Origin of the sequence: Sciscionella marina DSM 45152 (assembly GCF_000379465.1) — a bacterium.
Classification (GTDB): domain Bacteria; phylum Actinomycetota; class Actinomycetes; order Mycobacteriales; family Pseudonocardiaceae; genus Sciscionella; species Sciscionella marina.
The window spans coordinates 615,940-640,018 of the sequence record NZ_KB905380.1 but is presented as its reverse complement, the minus strand read 5'-3'; the positions used below and the strand labels follow the sequence as shown (position 1 = coordinate 640,018).

Annotated in this window: 22 protein-coding genes; 12 read left to right on the top strand and 10 right to left on the bottom strand. The window is 68.9% G+C overall.

The annotated features are described in order from the left end of the window. Window positions 1-46: 46 nt before the first annotated feature. The 3 genes from A37U_RS0103025 to A37U_RS0103015 are packed head-to-tail and all read right to left on the bottom strand — an operon-like array spanning window position 47 to window position 2,386. Window positions 47-694, bottom strand: coding sequence for an amino acid ABC transporter permease (locus A37U_RS0103025; protein WP_020495129.1), 648 nt, complete (start codon window positions 692-694; stop codon window positions 47-49). A gap of 10 nt (window positions 695-704) precedes the next feature. Further along, window positions 705-1,610, bottom strand: coding sequence for a glutamate ABC transporter substrate-binding protein (locus A37U_RS0103020; protein WP_020495128.1), 906 nt, complete (start codon window positions 1,608-1,610; stop codon window positions 705-707). A 47-nt stretch (window positions 1,611-1,657) separates the two neighbouring features. Next, the gene (locus tag A37U_RS0103015; RefSeq protein ID WP_020495127.1) at window positions 1,658-2,386 is read right to left on the bottom strand and encodes an amino acid ABC transporter ATP-binding protein; all 729 of its coding nucleotides are present in this window, start codon (window positions 2,384-2,386) and stop codon (window positions 1,658-1,660) included. Between the two features lie 300 nt (window positions 2,387-2,686). On the opposite strand from A37U_RS0103015, the gene A37U_RS0103010 reads away from it, so the two are divergent. Then, window positions 2,687-3,370, top strand: coding sequence for a response regulator transcription factor (locus tag A37U_RS0103010; RefSeq protein WP_020495126.1), 684 nt, complete (start codon window positions 2,687-2,689; stop codon window positions 3,368-3,370). 2 nt (window positions 3,371-3,372) lie between these two features. Continuing rightward, the gene (locus A37U_RS0103005) at window positions 3,373-4,785 is read left to right on the top strand and encodes a sensor histidine kinase (RefSeq protein WP_020495125.1); all 1,413 of its coding nucleotides are present in this window, start codon (window positions 3,373-3,375) and stop codon (window positions 4,783-4,785) included. Here A37U_RS0103005 and A37U_RS0103000 read toward each other — a convergent pair. Continuing rightward, on the bottom strand, window positions 4,764-5,720 hold the full coding sequence (locus tag A37U_RS0103000; RefSeq protein WP_020495124.1) for a TAXI family TRAP transporter solute-binding subunit: 957 nt from the start codon (window positions 5,718-5,720) through the stop codon (window positions 4,764-4,766). The two genes, A37U_RS0103005 and A37U_RS0103000, sit on opposite strands and share 22 nt — an antisense overlap. An 81-nt stretch (window positions 5,721-5,801) precedes the next feature. On the opposite strand from A37U_RS0103000, the gene miaB reads away from it, so the two are divergent. Continuing rightward, window positions 5,802-7,256: a tRNA (N6-isopentenyl adenosine(37)-C2)-methylthiotransferase MiaB gene (miaB, locus tag A37U_RS0102995; protein ID WP_020495123.1), complete on the top strand. Its 1,455-nt coding sequence runs from the start codon at window positions 5,802-5,804 to the stop codon at window positions 7,254-7,256. 70 nt (window positions 7,257-7,326) lie between these two features. Then, entirely contained in the window at window positions 7,327-7,839 is a 513-nt protein-coding gene (locus tag A37U_RS42085; protein ID WP_020495122.1) for an Rv2732c family membrane protein, read from the top strand. On the opposite strand, the gene A37U_RS0102985 is transcribed toward A37U_RS42085, so the two are convergent. Then, window positions 7,836-9,233 (bottom strand): DUF349 domain-containing protein, encoded by a 1,398-nt coding sequence (locus A37U_RS0102985; RefSeq protein ID WP_020495121.1) that lies wholly within the window; start codon window positions 9,231-9,233, stop codon window positions 7,836-7,838. The two genes, A37U_RS42085 and A37U_RS0102985, sit on opposite strands and share 4 nt — an antisense overlap. A gap of 160 nt (window positions 9,234-9,393) precedes the next feature. Here A37U_RS0102985 and miaA point away from each other — a divergent pair, with 160 nt between their 5' ends. From miaA to hflX, 3 genes are all read left to right on the top strand, one after another. Continuing rightward, a complete protein-coding gene (gene miaA, locus A37U_RS0102980; RefSeq protein WP_026196815.1) occupies window positions 9,394-10,305 on the top strand; it encodes a tRNA (adenosine(37)-N6)-dimethylallyltransferase MiaA in 912 nt (303 codons plus the stop codon). Further along, window positions 10,302-11,135, top strand: a complete 834-nt coding sequence (dapF, locus tag A37U_RS0102975; RefSeq protein WP_020495119.1) for a diaminopimelate epimerase — start codon at window positions 10,302-10,304, stop codon at window positions 11,133-11,135. The genes miaA and dapF overlap by 4 nt, the downstream gene beginning before the upstream one ends. Window positions 11,136-11,278: 143 nt before the next feature. Then, on the top strand, window positions 11,279-12,754 hold the full coding sequence (gene hflX / locus A37U_RS0102970) for a GTPase HflX (protein WP_020495118.1): 1,476 nt from the start codon (window positions 11,279-11,281) through the stop codon (window positions 12,752-12,754). Window positions 12,755-12,855: 101 nt separating this feature from the next. On the opposite strand, the gene lexA is transcribed toward hflX, so the two are convergent. Further along, complete coding sequence (lexA, locus tag A37U_RS0102965) at window positions 12,856-13,608, bottom strand: transcriptional repressor LexA (protein ID WP_020495117.1); 753 nt, start codon at window positions 13,606-13,608, stop codon at window positions 12,856-12,858. Window positions 13,609-13,868: 260 nt separating this feature from the next. On the opposite strand from lexA, the gene A37U_RS51235 reads away from it, so the two are divergent. The 4 genes from A37U_RS51235 (at window position 13,869) to A37U_RS42075 (ending at window position 19,514) form a co-directional block, all read left to right on the top strand. Beyond that, window positions 13,869-14,486 (top strand): LysM peptidoglycan-binding domain-containing protein, encoded by a 618-nt coding sequence (locus A37U_RS51235; protein WP_157182581.1) that lies wholly within the window; start codon window positions 13,869-13,871, stop codon window positions 14,484-14,486. A 223-nt stretch (window positions 14,487-14,709) separates the two neighbouring features. Further along, window positions 14,710-15,276 (top strand): transcriptional regulator NrdR, encoded by a 567-nt coding sequence (gene nrdR / locus A37U_RS42080; protein WP_051111536.1) that lies wholly within the window; start codon window positions 14,710-14,712, stop codon window positions 15,274-15,276. Window positions 15,277-15,348: 72 nt separating this feature from the next. Beyond that, the gene (locus A37U_RS0102945) at window positions 15,349-18,207 is read left to right on the top strand and encodes a vitamin B12-dependent ribonucleotide reductase (protein ID WP_020495113.1); all 2,859 of its coding nucleotides are present in this window, start codon (window positions 15,349-15,351) and stop codon (window positions 18,205-18,207) included. Between the two features lie 188 nt (window positions 18,208-18,395). After that, window positions 18,396-19,514 carry a threonine synthase gene (locus tag A37U_RS42075; protein WP_205622847.1) on the top strand — a complete coding sequence of 373 codons (1,119 nt, stop codon included), beginning with the start codon at window positions 18,396-18,398 and terminating at the stop codon, window positions 19,512-19,514. A 215-nt stretch (window positions 19,515-19,729) separates the two neighbouring features. On the opposite strand, the gene A37U_RS0102935 is transcribed toward A37U_RS42075, so the two are convergent. Both A37U_RS0102935 and A37U_RS49035 read right to left on the bottom strand, forming a co-directional pair. Next, window positions 19,730-20,092, bottom strand: a complete 363-nt coding sequence (locus A37U_RS0102935) for a peptidase inhibitor family I36 protein (protein WP_020495112.1) — start codon at window positions 20,090-20,092, stop codon at window positions 19,730-19,732. A 90-nt stretch (window positions 20,093-20,182) separates the two neighbouring features. After that, window positions 20,183-20,620: a peptidase inhibitor family I36 protein gene (locus A37U_RS49035; RefSeq protein ID WP_026196812.1), complete on the bottom strand. Its 438-nt coding sequence runs from the start codon at window positions 20,618-20,620 to the stop codon at window positions 20,183-20,185. A 237-nt stretch (window positions 20,621-20,857) separates the two neighbouring features. Here A37U_RS49035 and A37U_RS48035 point away from each other — a divergent pair, with 237 nt between their 5' ends. Continuing rightward, the gene (locus A37U_RS48035; protein ID WP_020495110.1) at window positions 20,858-21,859 is read left to right on the top strand and encodes a DUF4192 domain-containing protein; all 1,002 of its coding nucleotides are present in this window, start codon (window positions 20,858-20,860) and stop codon (window positions 21,857-21,859) included. A 4-nt stretch (window positions 21,860-21,863) separates the two neighbouring features. Here the strand turns inward: A37U_RS48035 and galE are convergent, their stop codons facing one another. Next, window positions 21,864-22,826, bottom strand: a complete 963-nt coding sequence (gene galE, locus A37U_RS0102920) for a UDP-glucose 4-epimerase GalE (RefSeq protein ID WP_020495109.1) — start codon at window positions 22,824-22,826, stop codon at window positions 21,864-21,866. 40 nt (window positions 22,827-22,866) lie between these two features. Beyond that, complete coding sequence (gene galK / locus A37U_RS0102915) at window positions 22,867-24,066, bottom strand: galactokinase (protein ID WP_026196811.1); 1,200 nt, start codon at window positions 24,064-24,066, stop codon at window positions 22,867-22,869. Between the last annotated feature and the right edge of the window lie 13 nt (window positions 24,067-24,079).

Sequence of the window (24,079 nt, the reverse complement as noted above, 5' to 3'; positions counted from 1 at the left end):
GGCGCAACGCGGCGGCGCTGTGTCGATGATTCGCTCGCGAGCTCGCTCATCGCGCAACCCTCCATCGTTTCTCCAGCATTCGCTGAGTGATCAGCAGCGGCGTGACCAGGATGATGAATGCCAGCGCCACCCAGCACAGCGCGATCAAGGTGCTGTACCCGCGCTCGTTGAGCGTGGTGTACACCAGGGCGAGCTCGCTGACCGAGAACCCGGCCGCGACCGTGGTGTTCTTCAGCAGCGCGTTGAGCTGGTTGATCAACGGCGGCACCACCGAGCGGATCGCCTGGGGCAGCACGATGTTCGCCAGCGACTGGCCGAAGGTGAGCCCGACCGCGCGGGCAGCCTCTGCCTGACCGAGATCGACGGTGTTGATCCCGGACCGGATCACCTCGCAGATGAACGGTGCCGTGTAGACGATCAGCGCGATCACCGCGGACACGAACGGATCGATATTGGCGATCTGCAGCACCGGCAGCCCGAACAGGAACAACAGGAACAGGACCGTGAGCGGCGTGTTGATCACGATGGTGACGAACACGGTCCCGAACCCGCGCAGTACGGGAACCGGCGAGACGCGCATGACCGCGAGGATTCCCCCGAGGATCAGCGCGCCGATCGCCGAGAACACGAACAGCAGCACGGTGTTGAGTAACGCACTGCCATAGACGTCGAGGTTATCGGTGAGAACATTCATCGACGACGAATCAGTACCGTTCGATGGTCGGCTTCTGCGGAGCGGGCGAGCCGGACTTGCCGAGGGTGCCGTCGTAGAACTTCTGCCAGTCCCCGTCGTCCAGCGCCTTCTGCAGGAAGTCGTCCAGCTTGTTCCGCAGCACCTTGTCGTCCTTGTTCAGGCCGACCCCGTAGGGCTCCTTGGTGAAGGTCTTGCCGACCACCTTGTAGAGGTCGGGCTTCTGCGCCGCGTAGCCCTTGAGGATCGCATCGTCCGTGGTGACCGCGTCCACCTGCTTGTTCTGCAGCATGCTCACGCAGTCGGAGTACTTGTCCTGCTCGCGGACTTCCTTGGCGTAGCCCTTCTCCTTGATGTTCTGCACCGGGGTGGAGCCCTTCGCCGAGCAGACCGTCTTGTCCTTCAGCGACTCCGGGCCCTTGATGCTGTTGTCGTCCTTGCGCACCAGCAAATCCTGGCCCGCCACGAAGTACGGCCCGGCGAACCCGACCTGCTGCTTGCGCTTGTCGTTGATGGTGTAGGTACCGACGTAGAAGTCGACGTCACCATTGCCGACCGCGGCTTCCCGGCCCGCGGACTGGACCTGCTTGTAGACGATCTTGTCCGGCCCGTAGCCGAGCTGGGCGGCCAGGTAGTTCGCGATGTCGATGTCGAAACCGGTGAACTTCTGACTGACCGAGTCCTTGTAACCGAGTCCCGGCTGGTCGTCCTTGACCCCGATGGTGATCTTGCCGTTCTGCTTGATCCGGTCGAAGGTCGGCGAGCCGGTGATGTTCACGTCCTTGGCGACTTGCATCTGCGGCGGCGGTTCGATTGTGTTCTTGCCCTGCTGTGCCGGGGTTCCGGTCTTACCGCAGGCGGCAAGTGAGAGGGCAAGCCCGCCGAGCAGGGTTGCCGTGGCGATATTGCGGATTCTCATGGGGTTGCTCCTTGTCGCTGGCCGGTTTACGGCCGATTCGGGGATCGCTAGTGGTGCAGGATTTTGCCGAGGAAGTCCTTGGCGCGGTCGGAGCTCGGCGCGGTGAAGAATTCCTCGGGGGAGGTGTCCTCGACGATCTCGCCGTCGGCCATGAACACCACGCGGTGTGCGGCCTTGCGCGCGAAGCCCATCTCGTGGGTGACGACGAGCATCGTCATGCCGTCCTCGGCGAGCCCGGTCATCACGTCGAGCACCTCGTTGACCATCTCCGGGTCGAGCGCGGAGGTCGGCTCGTCGAACATCATCACCTTCGGGCGCATGGCCAGCGCGCGGGCGATCGCGGCGCGCTGCTGCTGACCGCCGGAGAGCTGCGCGGGGTACTTCTCGGCCTGATTGGCGATGCCGACCCGGTCGAGCAGTTCCATCGCGGTCTTGCGGGCAGGCTCCGCGGCCGTCTTGCGCACCTTGACCGGCCCCAGGGTCACGTTCTCCACGATCGTCTTGTGCGCGAAGAGATTGAACGACTGGAACACCATGCCCACCTCGGAGCGCAGCGCGGCGAGCGCCTTGCCCTCTTCGGGAAGACGGTTCCCGTCGACCTCGATCAGGCCGGAGTCGATCGGCTCGAGCCGGTTCACCGTGCGACACAGCGTCGACTTCCCGGAGCCGGAGGGACCGATGACCACGACGACCTGACCGGACGGTATCTCGAGGTTGATGTCCTTGAGTACATGCAGGTCGCCGAAGTGCTTGTCAACACCGGCGAACTTGATCATTGGCGGCGCGTCGGGGGCAGCCGTCATCGAATCTCCTATTCGCTTGCTGGCACCGGCTCGTGTCGGAGCTGCCGTGTCGGGGGTGTGGCCAGGGAGGACCAGGGTTCTTCCCCTCTGTCCGGGGACGAAACCTAGCGGTCGCGTCCGGGTTCGTAAAGCGCAGCGGCGCGGGCCTCTGGTTGCAACTCGATCACACCACCGGGTGGCTAACGTACCGTAATCGATTGGATGCCGCAGGGTACTGGACACATCTGTGAGGATGAGACCAACCACGAGGAGTGACCCCGGGGGAGGTAACTGGTGCGGGTGCTCTTGGTCGAGGACGACGATCGGGTGGCGGACGCACTGATGCCGGTACTCACCAAACGGGGGTTCGAACTGGGCCGGCTCGATTCGGGGAAATGGGCCGCCAGCCTGGCCGCGCAGTTCGATGTGGTGCTGCTCGATCTGGGACTGCCCGATGTCGACGGTTTCGAACTGTGCCGCCGGATCCGGGCCCGGTCATCGGTGGTGATCATCGTGGTCTCCGCGCGTGCCGAGGTCGGCGACCGGATCAACGCGCTGCAGTCGGGCGCGGACGACTACCTGGTCAAGCCGTACGACGTCGGCGAGCTCGTGGCGCGCATCGAGGCGGTCTCCCGGCGCGCCGAACCGCGGGCCGCCACCACCGTGCCCGCGGCACTGGTGCGGTTCGCGGGCGGGGCGGTCGAGGTGGACGTGGAGCGGCACGAGGTGCGAGTGCACGGGAGACCGATCACCTTGTCCCGCAAGGAATTCCAGATCCTCGCGCTGATCGTGCGGGCTCAGGGTGCGGTGTGCTCGCGGGAGCGGATCCTCGCCCAGGTGTGGGGCCGGAGCTGGCCGGGCGCGCACCGAACGCTGGACGTGCACATCGCCACGCTGCGCACGAAACTGGATCTGCCGACTTTCATCCAGACGGTACGCGGTGTGGGGTACCGGTTGTCCGCAGAGTACCTTGAGTAGCCGTGCGAACCCGGTTGGTCGCCATCTTCATGCTGCTCGGCGGGCTGATCGTGATCGCGCTCGGCATACCGCTCGGCACGGTCGTGTCCTACTCGACAGGGCAGCGACTCTTCCTCGACCGGACCACCGACACCGAGCGGTTCGCCTCCGAGGCCGCGCGGGCGCTGTACGCGAACCGTCCCGCGCTGCTCCAGTCGAGCATGAACCGCTTCCGTGAGGTCTACGGGATCCGGGTCGCGCTCGTGGACATCGAGTACAAACCGGTCGCCTCCGGGGGCGGGATCCGCCTCGACCGTCCTGATGTGCGGATCGCATTCGACGAGGCGGTCGCCGGGAACACCCACCGGGACGACGAGCTGATCACGCCCTGGTCCCCGCGCACCTTCCGGACTTCGGAGCGGGTCCTGGTCGACGGCGAGCCCCGGGGCGCGGTGATCATGGAGTCGCCGACCTATCCGGCGCGTATGCACGTACTCCGCTACTGGCTGCTCATCCTGCTCGGCGGGCTGTTGTTCCTGGGTATCGCCGAGCTCGTCTCGATCCCGATCGCCCGGTGGTTCCTGCGCCCGGTCCGGCGCATGGACGCGGCGACCGTGGAGTACACCGCCGCCGTGCTGGCCGGGCGCCCGCTCTCGGACACCGAGATCGGCGGTGGTCCACCGGAACTGCGCCGGCTCGCCGACTCGGTGTTCACCATGGCCGAGGCACTCGCCAAGGCCATGCACGCGCAGCGCGAGTTCGTCGCCGATGCCTCGCACCAGCTGCGCAACCCGCTGACCGCGCTGCAGCTGCGGCTGGTCGCCATGCGTGAGGCGCTGCCCGAGGACGACCTGCCCGCGGCGGACGCGGCGGCCGCCGAGATCGAACGGCTGACCAGGACACTCGACGACCTGCTCGTGATGGCCCGCGCCGAGCAGGACTCCGGCACCCCGGAACCGGTCCTGGTCGGCGCCGTGCTCGAGGCCCGGCTCGCGGCCTGGCGCGCCGCGGCACAGGCGAGGTCGGTCACCCTGCGCGGTTCCTGCGCGACCGAGGCAGCCGTGCGGGTGCACCGGGACGGATTGGCCACCGCGCTGGATGCGCTGCTGGACAACGCGGTGAAGTTCACCGAACCGGGTACCGAGGTGGAACTCGCCGCATGGGACCAGTCCGGAGCGGACGCCGCGGTGGTGGCCATCGAGGTGCGCGACCACGGCCCCGGACTGCGGGCGGGGGAGCTCGAACGGGCCACCGACCGGTTCTGGCGCTCCCGCAGGGACCAGAACGTGGCCGGGTCCGGGCTCGGGCTCGCGATCGTGGAACGGCTGGTGCGCCGGTCCCAGGGCACCATCGAGGTACGCAACCGTGCCGAGGGCGGACTGGTGGTGCGGCTGACGCTGCCGGCTTCCGGGGATCAGCCCTTGGCCGAGCGGTAGTAGGACACCGCTCCCGGATGGAGCGGGACCGTCCCGGTGTCCACGGCGGTGGTCTTGTCCAGCGCGGCGGCCATCGGCATCTGGGTCGTGATGGCCGAACGCCCCTCGAAGAGCGCATCGAGCAGTGCGATGGCCAGTTCGTCCGGCATCCGCTTCGAGGCGAGCAGATAGTTCGGCACCTGGACCGACTCCACCCGGGGCTGTCCGGGCCCATAGGTCCCGGCGGGCACGGTGAACGGCTGGTACAGGCTGGGCCCGCTGAGCAGCCGTTCGGTGATGTCCCCGAGATCGAGAACGCGCAGCGGATGCCGCATGCCCGCCTGTTCGGCGGCGGGCAGCGGGAGCCCGTCCACGGCGCACAGCGCGTCGATCTCGCCGCTGAACAGCGCGTCGAGCACCTGCCGCAGCGGCAGCGAGACGGCGGTGAAGGACTCGCCGTCCACCAGGCCCGCCGCCGCGAGCGCCCGTGCGGTGACCGGGATGGGCCGCTGGTTCGGGATCGCGGTGCACACCCGCTTGCCGCGCAGATCCGTCAGCCGCCGGTACGGTGCCTCCGCGGGCACGAAGACCTGGGCCACATCGCTGTACATTCGACCGAGGGCCAGTGGCTGCTCGGCGAACCGGACCCGGTCCCGGCGCGCCTGTTCCAGCAGGTCCGAGCTCTGCATGGCCAGGTCGGTCCGGCCCGAGGCGAGCAGTCGCACCGACGGGTAGGCGCCGGGGGAGCGCAGCATCGCCGGGGCCGGCAGGTCGAGTCGCCGCCGCCACTGTTCGGCGAGCAGTGCGGCGAACCGGGCCCAGAGCCCGCCCTCGGGGCCGACGGCGAAGCGCAGCCGGGTGTCGGCGAACCGGGAGCCGCATCCGGCGGCCGCGCCGAGCATGGCCGCGGTCCCCAGCAGAAGGGCTCGCCGTCCGAGTGGGCCGCCACCGCTCACCTGATCGCCCCCTCCTGTCCTCGGTCGGCTGTCCGCGGGTTCTACCCTGGAGAGGGCAGGCACACGGGAAAAGGGAAACAGGTGCGTACCTACCAGATCAAGACGTACGGGTGCCAGATGAACGTGCACGACTCCGAGCGGCTCGCCGGGATGCTGGAGAGCGCGGGGTACGTGGCCAGTGACACGGACCCGGACGTCGTCGTGCTCAACACCTGCGCGGTACGGGAGAACGCGGACAACAAGCTCTACGGCAACCTCGGCCACCTCGCCCCGCACAAGCGGGAGCGCCCGGGCATGCAGATCGCCGTCGGCGGCTGCCTCGCGCAGAAGGACCGCGGCGAGATCGTGCGCCGCGCCCCGTGGGTGGACGTGGTGTTCGGCACGCACAACATCGGCTCGCTGCCCACCCTGCTCGAACGGGCGCGGCACAACGAGACCGCGCAGGTGGAGATCGCCGAATCGCTCGAGGTGTTCCCCTCCACGCTGCCGGCGAGGCGCGACTCGGCGTACTCGGGCTGGGTGTCCATCTCGGTCGGCTGCAACAACACCTGCACCTTCTGCATCGTGCCCTCGCTGCGCGGCAAGGAGGTGGACCGGCGGCCGGGGGAGATTCTCGCCGAGGTCGGCGCGCTCGTGGACGAGGGCGTGCTCGAGGTGACGCTGCTCGGGCAGAACGTGAACGCCTACGGGGTCGAGTTCGGGGACCGCTACGCGTTCGCCAAGCTGCTGCGCTCCTGCGGGGAGATCGACGGACTCGAACGGGTTCGGTTCACCTCGCCGCATCCGCGGGACTTCACCGACGACGTGATCGCCGCGATGGCCGAGACCCCGAACGTCTGCCACCAGCTGCACATGCCGCTGCAGTCCGGTTCGGACTCCGTGTTGCGCGCGATGCGCCGCTCCTACCGCTCCGCGCGGTACCTGTCCATCGTGGACAAGGTGCGGGACGCGATGCCGGATGCGGCCCTGACCACGGACATCATCGTCGGCTTCCCCGGTGAGACCGAGGAGGACTTCGAGGCCACCCTCGAGGTGGTGCGGCAGGCCCGGTTCGCCAAGGCGTTCACCTTCCAGTACTCGAAACGCCCCGGAACCCCGGCCGCGGAGCTGCCCGGCCAGGTGCCCCCGGAGGTCGTCGCGGAGCGCTACCAGCGGCTGACCGCGCTGCAGGACGAGATCTCGCTCGCGGAGAACCACAAGCTGGTCGGCAGCACGCTCGAGCTCCTGGTCGCCGACGGGGAGGGCCGCAAGGACGGCGAGACCCACCGGATGAGCGGCCGGGCGAGGGACGGGCGACTCGTGCACTTCAACCCGGACGGGGCGGCCGTGCGCGCGGGCGATGTGGTCGAGGTGCGGGTGGACAAGGCGGCGCCGCATCACCTGATTGCCGATCACGCGCCGCTCGGCCACCGGCGCACCAGGGCGGGGGACAACGGCGAACTCGGCAAGCGGCCGAAAACCGATGGCGTCAGTCTCGGCCTGCCCTCCTTCGGCAGGCCCGAACCGATGCCCCAGACCCAGGGATGCGGGCTATGAGCGAGCTTGGCAGCGTTTCATCGACACAGAGCGCCCGTGAAGCGCCGAGCTCCCGCAGGGAGGGAGTGCGATGAACGACGACCAGGCACTGGACCGGCTCGGCCAGGAGATCGACGAGGTCGGTGAACGGACCCGGCATCAGTTCGATCCGGGACCGCGGGCGCTGTTCATCGCGATCGCCGTGCTCGTGCTGCTCATCTCGGTCGCGCTGCCGTTCGTCTCCGGGCGCTACGGCTGGGAGGTGCTCTCCGGAGAGGACAGCGCCTTCGGCGCGGCGGGCATCGTGCCGACCGTGTTCCTGGTGCTCGCGCTCGTGTTCGGCGCGGGCGGTTCGCTGCTCGCGCTCGCCATGCGCCGCTACGGGGCGGCCTGGGTGACCTCGCTCGGCTGCGACCTCGCGGTGGTCGCCGGGGCACTGGCGGTGTGGTCCCAGCAGACCAGCGCCACCAAGGCGGCGGGCCCCGGACCGGGTCCCGGCCAGATCATCGCGCTCGTCGCGGTGATCGTGCTCGCCGTGCTGTGGGCGGGCATCACCTGGGCACGGCGCCCGGATGATCCCCGCCGCCGGGACGACACCGGTTAACGGTCGGCCACCGCGTTCTGCGCGGTGGTCAGCCACTCCCGCCACTGGGCGGCCTGCTCCTCGGCCTTGCGCGCGCGCCGCTCGTCACCGGCCGCGCGTGCCTTACGGGCCTGCTCCTCGAACTGGGCGACCCGTTCGGCGAACTGCTCGGCGCGCGCCTGCGCCTCTGGGTCGGTGCGCCGCCACGAGGCCTGCTCGGCCGAGCGAACCCGCTCCTCGACGGCCTTGAACCGGTTCTCCAGCTCGCGCATCCGGTCCCGTGGCACCTTGCCGATGGAGTCCCAGCGCTCCTGCAGCTTGCGCAGCGCCGCCTTGGCCGCGTCTAGCCCGTGCTGCGGGTCGATCGACTCGGCCTCGGTGAGCAGCTCATCCTTGTGTTTGGCGTTCTCCGCGAACTCCGCGTCCCGCTCGGAGAACGCTTGGCTGCGTGCGCCGAAAAAGGTGTCCTGTGCGGCGCGGAACCGCTTCCACAGCGCGTCCTCGGCGTTCTTGTGCGCCGCGCCCGCGGCCTTCCACTCGCTCATCAGCTCGCGGAACTTCGCCGCCGTTGCGCCCCAGTCGGTCGAGTCGGCGAGCGCCTCGGCCTCCTCGACCAGCTCGGCCTTGCGCTGTTTGGCGCTGCCCCGCTGCTTGTCGAGCTCGGCGAAATGCGCGCCGCGGCGCCGGTTGAACGACTCGCGCGCCTTGGCGAACCGCTTCCACAGCGCGTCATCCGTCTTGCGGTCGACGCCCTTGACGGTCTTCCACTCGTCGAGGATCGCGCGCAGCCGGTCCCCGTCGGCCTTCCACTGGGTGGAGTCGGCCCCGATCCGTTCCGCCTCGGTGAGCAGTTCCTCCTTGCGCGCGATGGCCTCGGTCCTGGCTACCTCGCGATGCCGTTTGGCCTCCTGCTGTTCGACCTCGGCGTGCGCGAGGACGGCGTCGATCCGGGCCCGCAGCGCGGCGATGTCCCCGACGACGGCGGCCTCGGCGAGCGAGTCGAGCAGGTGCCGGGCGCTCGTGGCCGCCTGCTTGGTGTCCCCGCTTCCCGAGGAGACCCGCGCGTGCAGCAGCTCGACCTCGGTACGCAGGTCATCGAACCGGCGGGCGAAGTGTGCGAGCCCTTCCTCCGGCGATCCCGCCTGCCAGGAACCGACCTCGTGCTCGCCCTCGGAGCCGAACACGTACACCACGCCCTCGGCGTCCACCCGTCCCCAGCGGGACGGTTGCGTGCTCGCCGTGGGCACCGGGGAATCCGGCTCGGCGTGCTCCTCGCCCGCGGGCTTGGCGACCGGCGGATGCGGCTTCCTGCCCAGTGCTGCCGGGGTCGGGATCCCGGGTTTCGGACCCGGCTTCGGTGGCTTGGGGAGCGCTGCGGCCTGGGTCTCGTTCTCGGTCGGGTCGTGCTCGGTCACTGCAGGCTCCTTCTCGTGCGCCAGCCTCGTGGCGGGCGGCCCCCGCGGGTTCGCGGGGACGTGCGGACCGGCTCGCTTTGGGTCCGCGTGGTTGTGTGCGTGTGCGTATTGAAACAGGTCAGCGCGTACGGAGAAAGTCAGAACGGTACCGTCGCCAGTCGTGACTACGCCAGCGCAGACACCGGTGGCGATCGTCGGGCCGACCGCGACGGGGAAATCGGATCTGGCGGTCGAGCTCGCCGCCCGGTTCGAGGGGGAGATCGTCAACGCCGACGCCATGCAGCTGTACCGGGGCATGGACATCGGCACCGCGAAGGTCCCCCCGGAGCAGCGCCGGGGAATCCGGCACCACCAGCTGGATGTGCTCGAGGTGCGCGAGACCGCCTCGGTGGCCGCCTACCAGCGGTATGCCCGCGCCGCGGTGGAGTCGGTGCTGGCCGCGGGACGGGTGCCGGTGATCGTGGGCGGCTCCGGCCTGTATGTGCGCGCGATCCTGGACGAGCTCGAGTTCCCCGGCACCGATCCGGTCATCCGGGAACGGCTGCACGCGCAAGCCGACCGGGAGGGCACGCCGGCGATGTACGAGCGACTGCGGATGCACGACCCGGTGGCCGCCGCCGAGATCCTGCCGAGCAACACCCGGCGGATCGTGCGGGCGCTCGAGGTCTTCGAACTGACCGGGCGCCCGTTCTCGGCGAGCATGCCGAAACCGGGGCCCGCGCGCTACGGGGCCACGCTCATCGGGCTGGACCGCGAGGTGGACGAGCTCGACGAACGGGTGGACGCGCGGGTCGAGCACATGTTCGCCGCCGGGCTCGTCGAAGAGACCGGGGAACTGTGCACGCACGGTCTGCGCGAGGGGCTCACCGCGTCCAGGGCGCTCGGCTACCGGCAGGTGCTGGAGTACTTCGACGGGACCCGGACCCTGGACGAGGCGCGGCAGGAGACCGCACGGGCCACCCGGCGGTTCGTGCGCAGGCAGCGCTCCTGGTTCCGCAGGGACAAGCGGTTGCGCTGGTTCGACGCGGGGCGTGCCGACCTGCTCGAGCGGGTTCTAGACTCGGTGGCGTGAGTGAGTTGAGCGTCCGATTCTGCAAGGGACACGGCACCGAGAACGACTTCGTGGTGCTGCCCGATCCCGCCGGTGAGCTCGCGCTGACCCCCTCGCTGGTGCGCGCGCTGTGCGACCGGAGGGCCGGGATCGGCGCGGACGGGGTGCTGCGCGTGGTGCGCTGCGCGGCGGCCGAGGACGGGCCGTCCGGGGTGGACGGATGGTTCATGGACTACCGCAACGCGGACGGTTCGATCGCCGAGATGTGCGGGAACGGGGCGCGGGTGTTCGCTCGCTACCTCGTGGAGAGCGGCTGGCAGCGGCGCGGGGCGTTCACCGTGCACACCCGCGCGGGCGCGCGCCCCGTGGAGGTGCACCAGGACGGCTCGGTCACCGTCGCCATGGGACCCGCGCGCGTCCACGACGAGTCCGCGGCCGCCGTGCACGGGGTGAAGTACCCGGGCAGCGCGGTCGACGTGGGCAACCCGCACCTGGTCTGCCTGACCGAGGTCCCGGTCGCCGAAATCGACCTGTGGGCCGCACCGGAGTTCGACGAAGTGCTGTTCCCGAACGGCGTGAACGTGGAGTTCGTGAACCGGCTCGCTCCCGACCGGCTGCGGATGCGGGTGTACGAGCGCGGTTCGGGGGAGACCCGCTCCTGTGGCACGGGCACCGTGGCGTCCGCGGCGGCCGCGCTGCACGCCGACGGCCTCGCCACGGGCACGGTCACCGTCGAGGTCCCCGGTGGCCGGGTCACGGTCGGGATCGGCGGGGACGACACCAGCCTCACCGGCCCCGCGGTGCTCGTCGGTTCTGGCGAACTCGATCCGCAGTGGTGGGCGGCACACTGACCTTGCTGGTGGATACCGATCCGACCTCCGGCAAGCCGACCCTCGTGCCTGCCGAGGGATTTCACCTGTCGAAGTCGGCTCACCTCCGGTCTCCTTGGTAAATCACTCGACAGTGCTGCTGGACGTGCCACACTGGAAACAACATGACAGAACCATTGCGTACCGACACCGACGAGGCCACCGACCTCGGCGGCGTCTACATCTCCGGAGACCCCATCGGCACGCCCGAGCAGGCGCCCTCGACCGGCGAGCTCGAGCTGGAGGAGCGTTCCTCGTTACGCCGGGTCGCGGGCCTGTCCACCGAGCTCACCGAGGGCTACGAGGTCGAGTACCGTCAGCTGCTGCTCGAACGGGTCGTGCTGGTGGGGGTGTGGACCCAGGGCAGCGCGGAGCACGCCGAGGCCTCGGTCGCCGAACTCGCCCGGCTCGCCGAGACCGCGGGTTCCCAGGTGCTCGAGGCGCTCGTGCAGCGCAGGCAGCGACCGGACCAGTCGACCTATATCGGCTCGGGCAAGGTGCGGGAGCTGCGCGACATCATCGTTTCGACCGGGGCGGACACGGTGATCTGCGACGGTGAGCTCTCCCCGGGCCAGCTGCGCAATCTCGAGGAGAAGCTGAAGGTCAAGACGATCGACCGGACGGCGCTGATCCTGGACATCTTCGCCCAGCACGCCCGCTCCAAGGAGGGCAAGGCGCAGGTCGAGCTCGCCCAGCTGAACTATCTGGTTCCCCGGTTGCGTGGGTGGGGGCAGACGTTGTCCCGGCAGGCGGGTGGCCGCGCGGGCGGCAGCGGCGGTGGTGTCGGGCTGCGTGGTCCCGGTGAGACCAAGCTGGAGACCGACCGGCGGCGGATCAACAAGCGGATCGCGAAGCTGCGCAGGGAACTCACCGAGATGCGCACCGTGCGGGAGACCAAGCGGGGCCGCCGGATCGCGAACGCCGTGCCCAGTGTCGCGATAGCCGGGTACACGAACGCCGGTAAGTCCTCGCTGCTCAACGCGGTGACCGGGGCGGGTGTGCTGGTGCAGGACGCGCTGTTCGCGACCCTGGATCCGACGACGCGGCGGACGAAGTCCCCGCAGGGCAGGACCTACACGCTCACCGACACGGTCGGGTTCGTCCGGCACCTGCCGCACCAGCTCGTGGAGGCTTTCCGGTCCACCCTCGAGGAAGTGGCCGAGGCGGATCTGCTCGTGCATGTGGTCGATGGCTCGGACACGATGCCGGAAACCCAGGTCATCGCGGTGCGGGAGGTGCTGGCGGACATCACCGCGGACACCGGGCGGGAGATGCCGCCGGAGCTGCTCGTGGTGAACAAGATCGACGACGCCGACCCGATCGTGCTCACCGAACTGCAGGGTGAACTGTCCGACGCGTTGTTCGTCTCCGCACACACCGGCGTCGGGATCGACAAGCTGCGCGCGGCGATCGGTGACCGGCTGCCCAAACCGGGGATCGAGATCGAGGCGCTCGTGCCGTACGCCCGGGGTGATCTGCTGGCGAAGGTGCACGAGCAGGGCGAGGTACTCGGCAGCGAGCACGGGGACGAGGGCACCAGGGTGCGCGCGCTCGTGTACGGCGACCTCGCCGCGGCACTGGAGCCCTACGCGCGGCACTGACCCCCTCCTGCAGGAGGCACTTGTGCCGCTCCGCGAGTTTCCCGGAGCCGGGCCACGAACCCGTGCGCTGTGGTGCTCCGGCGCACGGGTCGGTGACCGGATCAGAGCCGGCGTAGCACCGCGACGACCTTGCCGAGCACGCTCGCCTCGTCCCCGAGGATGGGCTCGTAGGCGGGGTTGTGCGGCATGAGCCAGATGTGCCCGTCCCGGCGCTTGAACGTCTTCACCGTCGCCTCGCCGTCGATCATGGCGGCCACGATGTCCCCGTTCTCCGCGTTCGGCTGCTGGCGCACCACGACCCAGTCGCCATCGGTGATGGCCGCGTCCACCATCGAATCGCCGACCACGTTGAGCAGGAACAGCGAACCCTCGCCGACGATCTCCTTGGGCAGCGGGAACACGTCCTCGACGGCTTCCTCGGCGAGGATCGGCCCACCGGCGGCGATCCGTCCGACCAGCGGCACATAGGAGGGGGTCGGATGCGTCGAGGACTCGGCCTCGGCGTCCTCGGGGACCGCGGCCGCGGTGAGCACCCCCACCGCGCGCGGCCGGTTCGGATCGCGGCGCAGGTAGCCCTTCTGCTCGAGCGCGCGCAACTGGTGGGCGACCGATGAGGTCGAGGTCAGTCCGACCGCGTCCCCGATCTCCCGCACGCTCGGCGGGTAGCCGCGTTCGCTGACCCAGGTCCGGATGACCTCGAGCACCTTGCGCTGGCGCACGGTCAGTACACCGAGCTCGTCGTCCTGTTCCGGAAACGGATGGACCTCGGCCTCGTGCTCGTTCGCGTCCGTTCCCCCGCCCCGGGGGGCCTCCCGCGCGCCGCTCCGGGCCGGTTTCCTTGGCTGGCCAGCCACGTGTGCCTCCTTGGTTCTCGCTCGTCCTCGTTCGCCGACTGTCGTCTCAGAGTCGTCTCAGCCGCGTCGGTTTGTCGCACGCCGTGTCGCTCACTGCGCAACCTCGCTGTTCAACCTAACCCCATTCGATTCGCGGATCAAACACGTGTTCGAGCGACACGCCGCTTGCTGTCGATTTTTGTCGGTGCTTGATGGTAGAACTTCGCACAGACATTCGATCGAACTCATGTTCGATCGGCCGTGAGATCGAGGAGGAAGTCATGACGGCGGTGATGAATTCGGCGGCGCGGACGGGCGGGGAGCGTCGCGGGCACGTGGCGCGGGTGCGGCGGTCGGCGACCCGGTCGCTGGCGCTCGTGAGCCCGGACGCGCTCGGTCGGGCGGTTGCTCCGGAGTGTTCCGAGGTGCCTGTCCAGATGGTGCCGCCGCGGGTGGGTCCGGCGCGGATGCCCGGGACTGCATCCGGGGAGCGCACCCTGCGCAGGTCTTCCGGTGCTGGTGTGCGCCCGCGTGGCAGGCGTTCCACGGCTCCGCTTGCGGTGGCCGGCGGTTCGGGCACGGCCGCGGCCTGTGCGCCGCGGTTCGCGTTCCGTCCCGTGCGCGTGCTCGTGGTCGCCGGCGTGTGCACCGCGCTCGCGATCGCGCTGCTCGCCGTGCTCTCCTCGGCGAGTTCCCCCCGGGTGCCGGAGCGCACGGCGATGGTGCAGGTGCACGAGGGGCAGACGCTGTCCACGATCGCCGAGGCCGCCGCGCCCGAGGTGGACGATTCGGCGATGCTGCGGCGCATCCAGGAACTCAATGGGCTCACCTCGACCGTGGTTCGGATCGGGCAGCCGATCGTCGTTCCCGTTTCGGAGGGCTCCCGGTTCGCTCGGTGATCACCGCAGCTCGCGCCCGGCATGTCGGAGCCGGGCGACACGTTGCCGGTGTCGGCTTGCGGTCTAGTGGCCGACCACTTAAGCTCACCCCTACATCTAGTAGTTACAGTGGTGTTGTTAGTCCACAGGTTGGGGTTGACGAGTCGGAGTTATCCACCGGCTGTCCACCGCCAGTCCACAGTGCGACCGACAGGATGTCCGTCGTCGAAGGGAGTGAGTCGTCGTGCGGTGCCCGTTCTGCAGGAGCACGGATTCGCGCGTTGTCGACTCCCGCGAGGTCGACGAGGGGCAGACGATTCGCCGGCGGAGGTCTTGCTCGGCATGTGACCGTCGATTCACGACAGTGGAACAGACGGTGCTCGCCGTGGTGAAACGCTCCGGGGTCACCGAGCCGTTCTCCAGGGAGAAGGTCGTCCGCGGTGTGCGGAGGGCCTGCCAGGGACGGCCGGTCGACGAGGACGCACTGCAGCAGCTCGCCCAGCAGGTCGAGGAGACCGTACGGGCGAGCGGATACTCCGAGGTGCCCACCGGTGAGGTCGGGCTCGCGATCCTCGGGCCGCTGCGGGCGCTGGACGAGGTCGCCTACCTCCGTTTCGCGAGCGTGTACCGCTCGTTCGAGTCGGTCGAGGACTTCGAGAAGGAGATCGCCGAGCTGCGCCTGGCGATCGCCGCGAAGTCCGGGGCCGCCGCGAAGGGCGAGACGGGGACGCGGACCGAGGCCAAGGCGAAGGACGGCACTGCCAAGGACGAGAAGGCGGGCGGCAGGCGAAAGGCTGAAGGCCAGACCTGACGGGTGTTCCGGTGCGGTAGGGCGCCGGATGGACAGGTGACATCGAACGTGGGAGCAAAGGGAGAGCTGGACATGACGGAATCGGTGCCGACATCGGCCGATGGCGACGCGGTCGAGGCCGCGCGGATCGCCGAGGAGGCGGCCGCGCAGGGTGTCAACGGCTGGAACGCCCGCGGCAAAGGGCTCGAGCTGCAGCGCGTGTACACCACGGCGGGGGTGCATCCCTACGACGAGGTGCGCTGGGCGCACCGCGACGTGGTCATGACCAACTGGCGGGACGGCTCGGTCAACTTCGAACAGCGTGGCGTGGAGTTCCCCGAGTTCTGGTCGGTGAATGCGACCAACATCGTCACGAGCAAGTACTTCCGCGGGGCGATCGGCTCGGAGGCGCGGGAACACAGCCTCAAGCAGCTCATCGACCGGGTGGTGCGGACCTATGTCGCCACCGGTGTCGACCACGGCTATTTCGCCAGCCCACAGGACGCCGAGATCTTCGAGCACGAGCTCACCTACATGCTGCTGCACCAGGTGTTCAGCTTTAACTCCCCGGTCTGGTTCAACGTCGGGACCGCTTCCCCACAGCAGGTGTCGGCCTGCTTCATCCTGTCTGTCGACGACACGATGGAATCGATCCTCAACTGGTACAAGGAAGAGGGGCTGATCTTCAAGGGCGGCTCCGGCGCCGGTCTCAACCTCTCCCGTATCCGTTCCTCCCGTGAGCTGCTCTCCTCCGGCGGTACGGCATCCGGTCCGGTCTCGTTCATGCGCGGTGCCGACGCTTCCGCGGGCACCATCAAATCCGGCGGCGCGACCAGGCGCGCGGCGAAGATGGTCGTGCTCGACATCGACCACCCGGACGTCGAGGAGTTCATCGAGACCAAGGCCCGTGAAGAGGAGAAGATCCGCGTCCTGCGCGACGGTGGGTTCGACATGGACCTCGGCGGCTCGGACATCTCCTCGGTGCAGTACCAGAACGCGAACAACTCGGTCCGGGTCACCGACGAGTTCATGCGCGCGGTCGAGTCGAACTCGAACTTCCCGATGCGCGCCCGCATGACCGGGGAGACCATCGACGAGGCGGACGCGAAGTCGTTGTTCCACAAGCTCGCGAAGGCCGCGTGGGAGTGCGCCGACCCCGGGGTGCAGTACGACGACACGATCAACGACTGGCATACCGCGCCCGAGTCCGGCCGGATCACCGCCTCGAACCCGTGCAGCGAGTACATGCACCTCGACAACTCGAGCTGCAACCTCGGCTCGCTCAACCTCATGAAGTTCCTCGGTGAGGACGGCACCTTCGACGGGGTGACCTTCGCGAAGGCAGTCGAGTACACGATCACCGCGATGGACATCTCGATCAGCTTCGCGGACTTCCCGACCGAGGCGATCGGGGAAACCACGCGCAACTTCCGCCAGCTCGGCATCGGCTACGCCAACCTCGGTGCCCTGCTGATGGCGACCGGTCACGCGTACGACTCCGACGGTGGCCGTGCGCTCGCCGCCGGGATCACCTCGCTGATGACCGCCACCGCCTACCGTCGTTCCGCCGAGCTGGCCGGGGTGGTCGGCCCGTACACCGGATACGCACGCAATGAGCAGGCGCACCGCAGGGTCATGCGCAAGCACGCCGCCGCGAACGACATGATCCGCACGATGCACGGGAACGATCGCGCAGTGCAGAAGCTCGCCACTGAGGAATGGCAGCACGGCATCGAGCTCGGGATGCGAAACGGCTGGCGCAACGCGCAAGCCAGCCTGCTCGCGCCGACCGGGACCATCGGTCTGATGATGGACTGCGACACCACCGGTATCGAGCCGGACCTGGCGCTGGTCAAGTTCAAGAAGCTCGTCGGTGGCGGCTCGATGCAGATCGTCAACCAGACGGTGCCGCGCGCGCTGTCCTCACTCGGCTACCAGGACGAGCAGGTCGAGGCGATCGTGGAGCACGTCGCGGAGCACGGCAACGTCATCGATGCGCCCGGGCTGCGGCCCGAGCACTACGAGGTGTTCGACTGCGCCATGGGCGACCGTTCCATCAGGCCGATGGGGCACGTGCGCATGATGGCCGCCGTGCAGCCGTTCCTGTCCGGGGCGATCTCCAAGACGGTCAACATGCCCGAGGCGGCGACCATCGAGGATGTCGAGGAGATCTACTTCGAGGGCTGGAAGCTCGGCCTCAAGGCACTCGCCATCTACCGCGACAACTGCAAGGTCGGGCAGCCGCTCTCCGCGGGCAAGCACTCGAAGGAAGAGGCCAAGGAGACCGTCGTCGAGTACCGGCCGGTCCGCAAGCGCCTGCCGAAGAAGCGCCCGAGCCAGACCGTGTCGTTCACGGTCGCCGGCGCCGAGGGGTACCTGCACGCCGGTTCCTACCCGGACGACGGGCTCGGCGAGATCTTCGTCAAGCTCGGCAAGCAGGGCTCCACGCTCGCCGGTGTGATGGACGCCTTCTCCATGTCGATCTCCGTCGGTCTGCAGTACGGCATTCCGCTCGAGTTCTACGTGCAGAAGTTCTCCAACCTGCGCTTCGAGCCGGCCGGGATGACCGATGACCCGGACGTGCGGATGTCCACCAGCGTGCTCGACTACCTGTTCCGGCGTCTGGCCCTGGACTACCTGCCGTACGAGAAGCGGGTCCAGCTCGGCATCTTCACGGCCGAGGAGCGCACCGCAGCGGTGGCCGCCGAGAGCTCGGACGGCGACGACGTCGACCTCGAAGGCCTGCGGACCACGGTCGACTCCACCGCGCGGCGCGAGGAGATCGACAGCGGTGAGAAGAGGAGCGAGGCGCACAGTTCGACGGAACTGGTCGAACTGCAGCTGGGCAAGGCCGCCGACGCCCCGCTGTGCATGACATGCGGGACCAAGATGCGTCCCGCGGGCTCCTGCTACGTGTGCGAGGGCTGCGGCTCGACCTCCGGCTGCAGCTAGCCGGTCGTCGGATCGACGGATCCTGAACCGAACGAGCGCGAAGTGGTGTCGAACGCTGCTTCGCGCTCGTTCGTGTCTGACTCCCTGCGAAAAGGGAATATTCATGGTGGACAGTCATTCGCTTGCGATGGCCCAGCGATCGCTCGGTGATCCGGCAGTTCACTACCCACTGTGGCCACCGTTGACCAGTGGCTGTCCGCGGACGAGCAGCGCGGAAACTCGCTTACCCGGTCGAGGTCGACTACGAATACGGCCAGGTCCCCGAGGAACTGTTTCCGGGCTCGTGGCGCGGAGACGGCCTCGAACGCTGGGCCCCGCTGCTCCCACCGCTGCTCGCCCCAGGACTCGGTGAGGGCGGCACACCGCTCGTGCAGCTCGCCGGGGACGTCTATGTCAAGGACGAGTCGCGCAATCCCACGTGGAGTCACAAGGACCGGCTGAATCGCTGCGCGGTCAGTGCTGCCGTCGGGGTGGGCGCGGAGGGCATCGTGGTGGCGTCGTCCGGCAATCATGGCGCCTCGGCTGCCGCGTACGCGGCTCGCGCGGGCTTGAGATGCGTGGTGCTCGCCTCGGCGGGCGCGCCGCCCGCCGTCGAGTCCTTCCTCCGTGCTTACGGTGCCACCGTGTTGACCGTTCCGGCGGATGCCCGATGGCCCCTGCTGCGGCGGATCGTGACGGAATTCGGCTACCACCCGGTCAGCAACAGCACCCTGACCCACACCGGGCACGCATTCGGTGCCGAGGGGTACAAGACCATCGCCTACGAGATCTTCGCGGACCTCGGAGTGCCGGACTCCGTGTTCGTACCGACCGGATACGGCGAGGTGCTCTTCGGTGTCTGGAAAGGGTTCGTGGAGCTGAACCGGATCGGGCGCACCGATCGGATTCCCCGGATGTTCTCCTGTGAACCCGCCGCCGGTGGCCCGCTCGCCCAGGCCATCGCCCTCGGGCGCGATGCCATGCAGGTGAGCGTCGGGTCGACGGCGGCGTACGCGATCGACACCCCGGTGGGTGGCTACCGGGGCGTCCGCACGGTCCGGGAGAGCGGCGGGGCCGCCCTGCTCGTCGACGATGCCGAGATGACGCGCGCCCAGAACGAACTGTGCCGCAATGGCCTGTGGCAGGAGCTCTCGGCGACCGCCGGGCTGGCAGGCTTCCGGAAGCGGGCGCAGAGCGCGGAATTCCCCGGTCCGGTGGTATGTATCGCTACGTCGAGCGGTTTCAAGGATCAAGGTGTCGCAACCGGTGTCCCGGATGTCACCGAGCCCGAATGGGAGACGGTCCGTGAGGCTGTTCGCCGCGCCTGACCGGATCGCTTCCGGGGATGACGCGGGTGTCCAGACCCCCAGTCCGGACACCCGCGCCGGGTAGGGCTCGTCATCCGCGGGAACGGATCGGTTCGGCGAGGGGGATGGGGTGGCTCGCCGATTCGGGGCACTCGATCCGTGGGTGGTCTGTGCGGGAAACGCCACCCGTGGCATCGCGGCCTGACTGCCCTTGCTGTGACGACCGGACTCGCCGGTCAGTTCCAGATCTCCACCGCGCGCACGACGAACGGCGCGGCGGGCACCTCGGTGGCCTCCGGATAGGTGCGGAAGTCCCCCTCGCTCGAACAGTGATCGCCCTCGTAGAGGGTGATCTCCCGGGCGCGGTTGTTCACGAAGGAGCGCGCTTCGGCGCCGTCGGGGAGCGGAACACAGGTGGAACTGGTCGCCGAGGTGAGATCGAGGACCTGTGGCTTTCCGTGATAGTCCGCGTCGGCCCAGTAACAGAACTGGTCCGGTGCGCAAGCCGGTCGGGCTGGTGTCGGCGCGGAATCGGCGAAGGCGAGCTCACCGGAGGCCGGCAGGGCCAGGACGACGCCGATGCCGATGGTCGCGCACACGCGTCTCCTAATCGACCGGGTCCTGCTGGTGTGCCTATTCTGGCCGTTCGTCTTGCGTCGGAACGAGATCATGATTTTCCCCTCTTCGTGTTATTGCGCGATCTTGATGGCGGCGACGGTGATCGGGAGTTTCGGCGTGAAAGTCCCACCGCCCGGATAGGTGCGATGAGGCTTGTCGGAATTGCAATTCCGATCGGAATAGGCTGTCAGATCGCGATCCGAGCGATTGGCAAGAGATTTCGGGGTGAAGTCACCCGAGAGTGGGATGCAATCGCCCGGATTCGTGTTCCGCAGATCCTTGGTGAGTAACGTGTCACCGTATTCCTGTCCTCCCCACAGGCACGCCATGCCTCGCTCGCACGCCGTTCGTGCCGAATCGGATCTATCGCCCGGGTGAGTGACCGAGGCCGAAGCGGATGCCGCCGTCGCCAGCGCGGCGACCATGGCGGCTCCCAACGCCGTGGAAAGCCGGAGTCCCATCGAGCCCTGCGCTTTTCGTGTCGAGTTCTGGTGATGAAACCGCGTCATTGTGGTTTTCCCTTCTCGCCCGTCGTGGCGATCGGATCGATGAATCGGGGGTGTGATGGCGGCGCTGGTGGGCCGGTTCCTTTTCACGCTAAACATTCCCCGAACGGGTGCCAAGTGGCGGACCGCGTGAATGGACCATTCACGCGGACAAGGCTTCCTGTGGACAACTCAGCGCTGTCCACAGGAACAAAAAACCGAGTTTGCGCGGACATCGAAATCCTGGGAGATGTTGATGCCATGACAGCGACACGCCATTCTGTTCTCCGCCTCGAGGAACCCGGATCCGTCATCGCGGCGGTTCCGTTGTTGCTCGGATTCAATCCGTCCGATTCGCTTGTGCTGCTTCTGCATCGCGGTCCAGAACGGGACGAGCTCGGCCTGGTGCTGCGCGCCGATCTCCCGGACACCGGCAGCGTCTCGGCGGCCGCCGAACACCTCCTCGAGCCGGCGCGACTGCAGGGCGGCACGGCCGCGACCGTCGTCCTCGTCGGAGGAGGACTCTGCCGGGAGCACCTGCGCGCGGTCGCCGTGTCCATCCGGGATCGTTTCCGGCGTTCCGGGATCCCGGTGCTGCATATGCTGTGGACCTCGCACATCGCGGCCGGGCAGCCGTGGCACTGCCTCGATGAGGACGACTGTCATGGTCTGGTCGAGGACCCGGAGGCCGGAACACTCGTCGCGCTCTCACCCACCGGCGGCGGGGAGGCCGGTATCTCCCGGTCCGATCTCGAACAGCGGCTCGCGCGTCCCCCCGACGTGGTGCTCGCCCGCAGGTCGGCGGTGCTCGCCCGTGGTCCCGATGACCGGCTACGGACCCCGGAACAGTGGTATGCGCTGGTGCTGGATGCCGCCCACGCTGATACGGGCACCGAGCCGGACGACCGGCGGCTGGCCGAGCTGGCCCAGGCACTCTGTATCACCGACGTGCGTGACGCGTTCCTCGTCGGCCGAACCGACCGCGAACAACACGCGCTCCGTGCCCTCTGGACCATGCTGACCAGGGCACTCCCGGATCCCGCCGGCGCGCCCGCTGCCTGCCTGCTCGCGGTGGGCGCCTATCTCGCCGGTGATGGCGTACTGGCCGGCATGGCTCTGGAACGGGCGCACGTCGCCGAGCCGGGATATCAGCTGGCGAATCTGCTCTCGACGGCACTGCGCGCCGGAGTGCAGCCGAGCGCGCTCAGCCGCCGCCTGAGCCCGCTCGCCCAGGCGGCACGCGCTCGGCTCGGGGTGTGCTGATGGATCAGTTTCCTGCCCGGCCGGCCACGAAAGTCCACGCGTCCCCGACCATGGTGGCGAGGTCGGGATGCTTGGGTTGCCAGCCGAGTTCGCGCTGCGCGGCCGCACTGGACGCGACCAGCACCGCGGGATCGCCGCCCCGGCGTTCCGCGAGCTTCGCCGGGATGTCGTGCCCGGTGATCTCCCGGCAGGCATCGATGACCTGGCGCACCGAGAAGCCGGTGCCGTTGCCGAGGTTGAAGATCCCGTGCGTTCCCGGCTTCGCCGCGGCGACCGCCAGCAGATGCGCTTCGGCCAGGTCGGTCACATGAATGTAGTCGCGGACGCAGGTGCCATCCGAGGTCGGGTAGTCGTCCCCGAATATCTGCACGTGCTCCCGTTGCCCGAGGGCCACCTGCAGGACGAGCGGGATCAGATGGGTCTCGGTCACGTGGCGTTCACCGAACCGGTCGAAGGCGCCCGCGACATTGAAGTACCGCAGGCTCGTGGCCGCGAGCCCGTGCGCCTTCGCGTACGAGGTGATCGCGTGGTCGATCGCCAGTTTCGTCGCGCCGTAGGTGTTCGTCGGCCGGGTCGGCGCGTCCTCGGTGATGGGCACCTGCTCGGGCTCGCCGTAGGTGGCCGCTGTGGAGGAGAACACCAGGCGGGGCGTGCCGTGGGTGCGCATGGCGTCGAGCAGCCGCACGGAGGTGAGCACGTTTCCGTGCCAGTACTTGCCCGGATCCTGCATCGACTCACCCACGAGCGATTTCGCCGCGAAGTGCAGGACACCGTCGAAACCACGGGAGAGCACCGCGTCGGCCTGCTCGGCGACGTCCCCCTCGATGAACTCCGCTTCGTCCGGTACGGCGTCCCGGTGCCCGGTGGACAGGTCGTCCAGCACGGCGACCTCGTTTCCCGCCTCGAGCAACCGGGCCGCGCACACGCTGCCGATATAGCCTGCGCCTCCAGTGACAAGCAGCTTCACGACTGCCGCCCTTCCCGTTCGATGCCTCGTGTGCCGAAGACTATGGCATCGTTCGCACGGCGAGCTGATCCCGGCCCGCCCCCTGCGCGGGGACCGCGACGAACATCCGCGGCTCGGCGAGCGACTCCGCGGCAAAGGCAGCGCGCACCGCCGCCATGAGTTGGTCGAGCAATTCGGTCCGGACGAGTGCGATTGCCGAGCCGCCGAATCCGCCGCCGGTCATCCGGGCACCCGCCGCTCCTTCGGCGAGGGCGACCTCCACGGCGAGATCGAGCTCCCTGCAGGAGATGCGGTAGTCGTCGCGCATGCTGGCGTGCGACGCCGTGAGCAGGGGGCCGATCGCCTCGACCTCGTCACCGCGCAGGGCTTCGACCACGGAGAGCACCCGATCGTTCTCGGTGACCACGTGCCGTACGAGCGGCCGGAGCTCCTCGGGGAGCCGGGCGAGGCTCTGTTCGAGTTCGGCGAGCGAGACATCCCGCAGCGCGGGCACGCCGAGCAGTTCGGCCGCCCGCTCGCACCCGCGCCTGCGCTCGCCGTAGCCGGACTCGGCGTGCTGATGACTCGCGCGGGTGTCGATCACGAGCACCGCGAGCCCGCGGTCGGAGAGGCCGAACGGGACCTGTTCGCTCTCTCCGGAGCGCACATCGAGGAAGAGGACGTTGTCCGCGACGCAACACAGGGAGGCCGTCTGATCCAGGACGCCGGTCGGAGCGCCGACGAACTCGTTCTCCGCGCGCTGCGCGAGCCTGGCCAGCGCAGGCCGGGTCAGCGTCTCGTGCGAGTCGGGGGCGACCCCGGCGAGCCCGAGCAGTGCCAGCGCGACCGAGCACTCCAGCGCCGCCGAGGAGGACAGGCCCGCCCCGGCCGGGACATCCCCGGTGACGACGAGGTCGGCGCCACCACGGATCTCGACCTCGGTGTACTCGCGCAGTGCCCAGGCCACACCCGCCGGGTAGCTCGCCCACCCGCTCAGGTCCCCGGGGCGGACCGTGGCGATATCGACCGCGGGCGCGCGTTGCGGCCGCCCGTCGTCACCGACCGTGGTCAGGCTCAGTACTCCGTCGGTCCGGGCGCCCGCGGCGACCGCGATGCGGTGCGGCAGGGCGAACGGCAGCACGAAACCGTCGTTGTAGTCGGTGTGTTCACCGATGAGGTTGACCCGGCCGGGGGCGAACCAGACGCCGTCGGCCTGCCTGCCGTGCACCCGCTGGAAGTAGGCCGCCGCGCGTTCCGGCACACCGGAGCCCGCT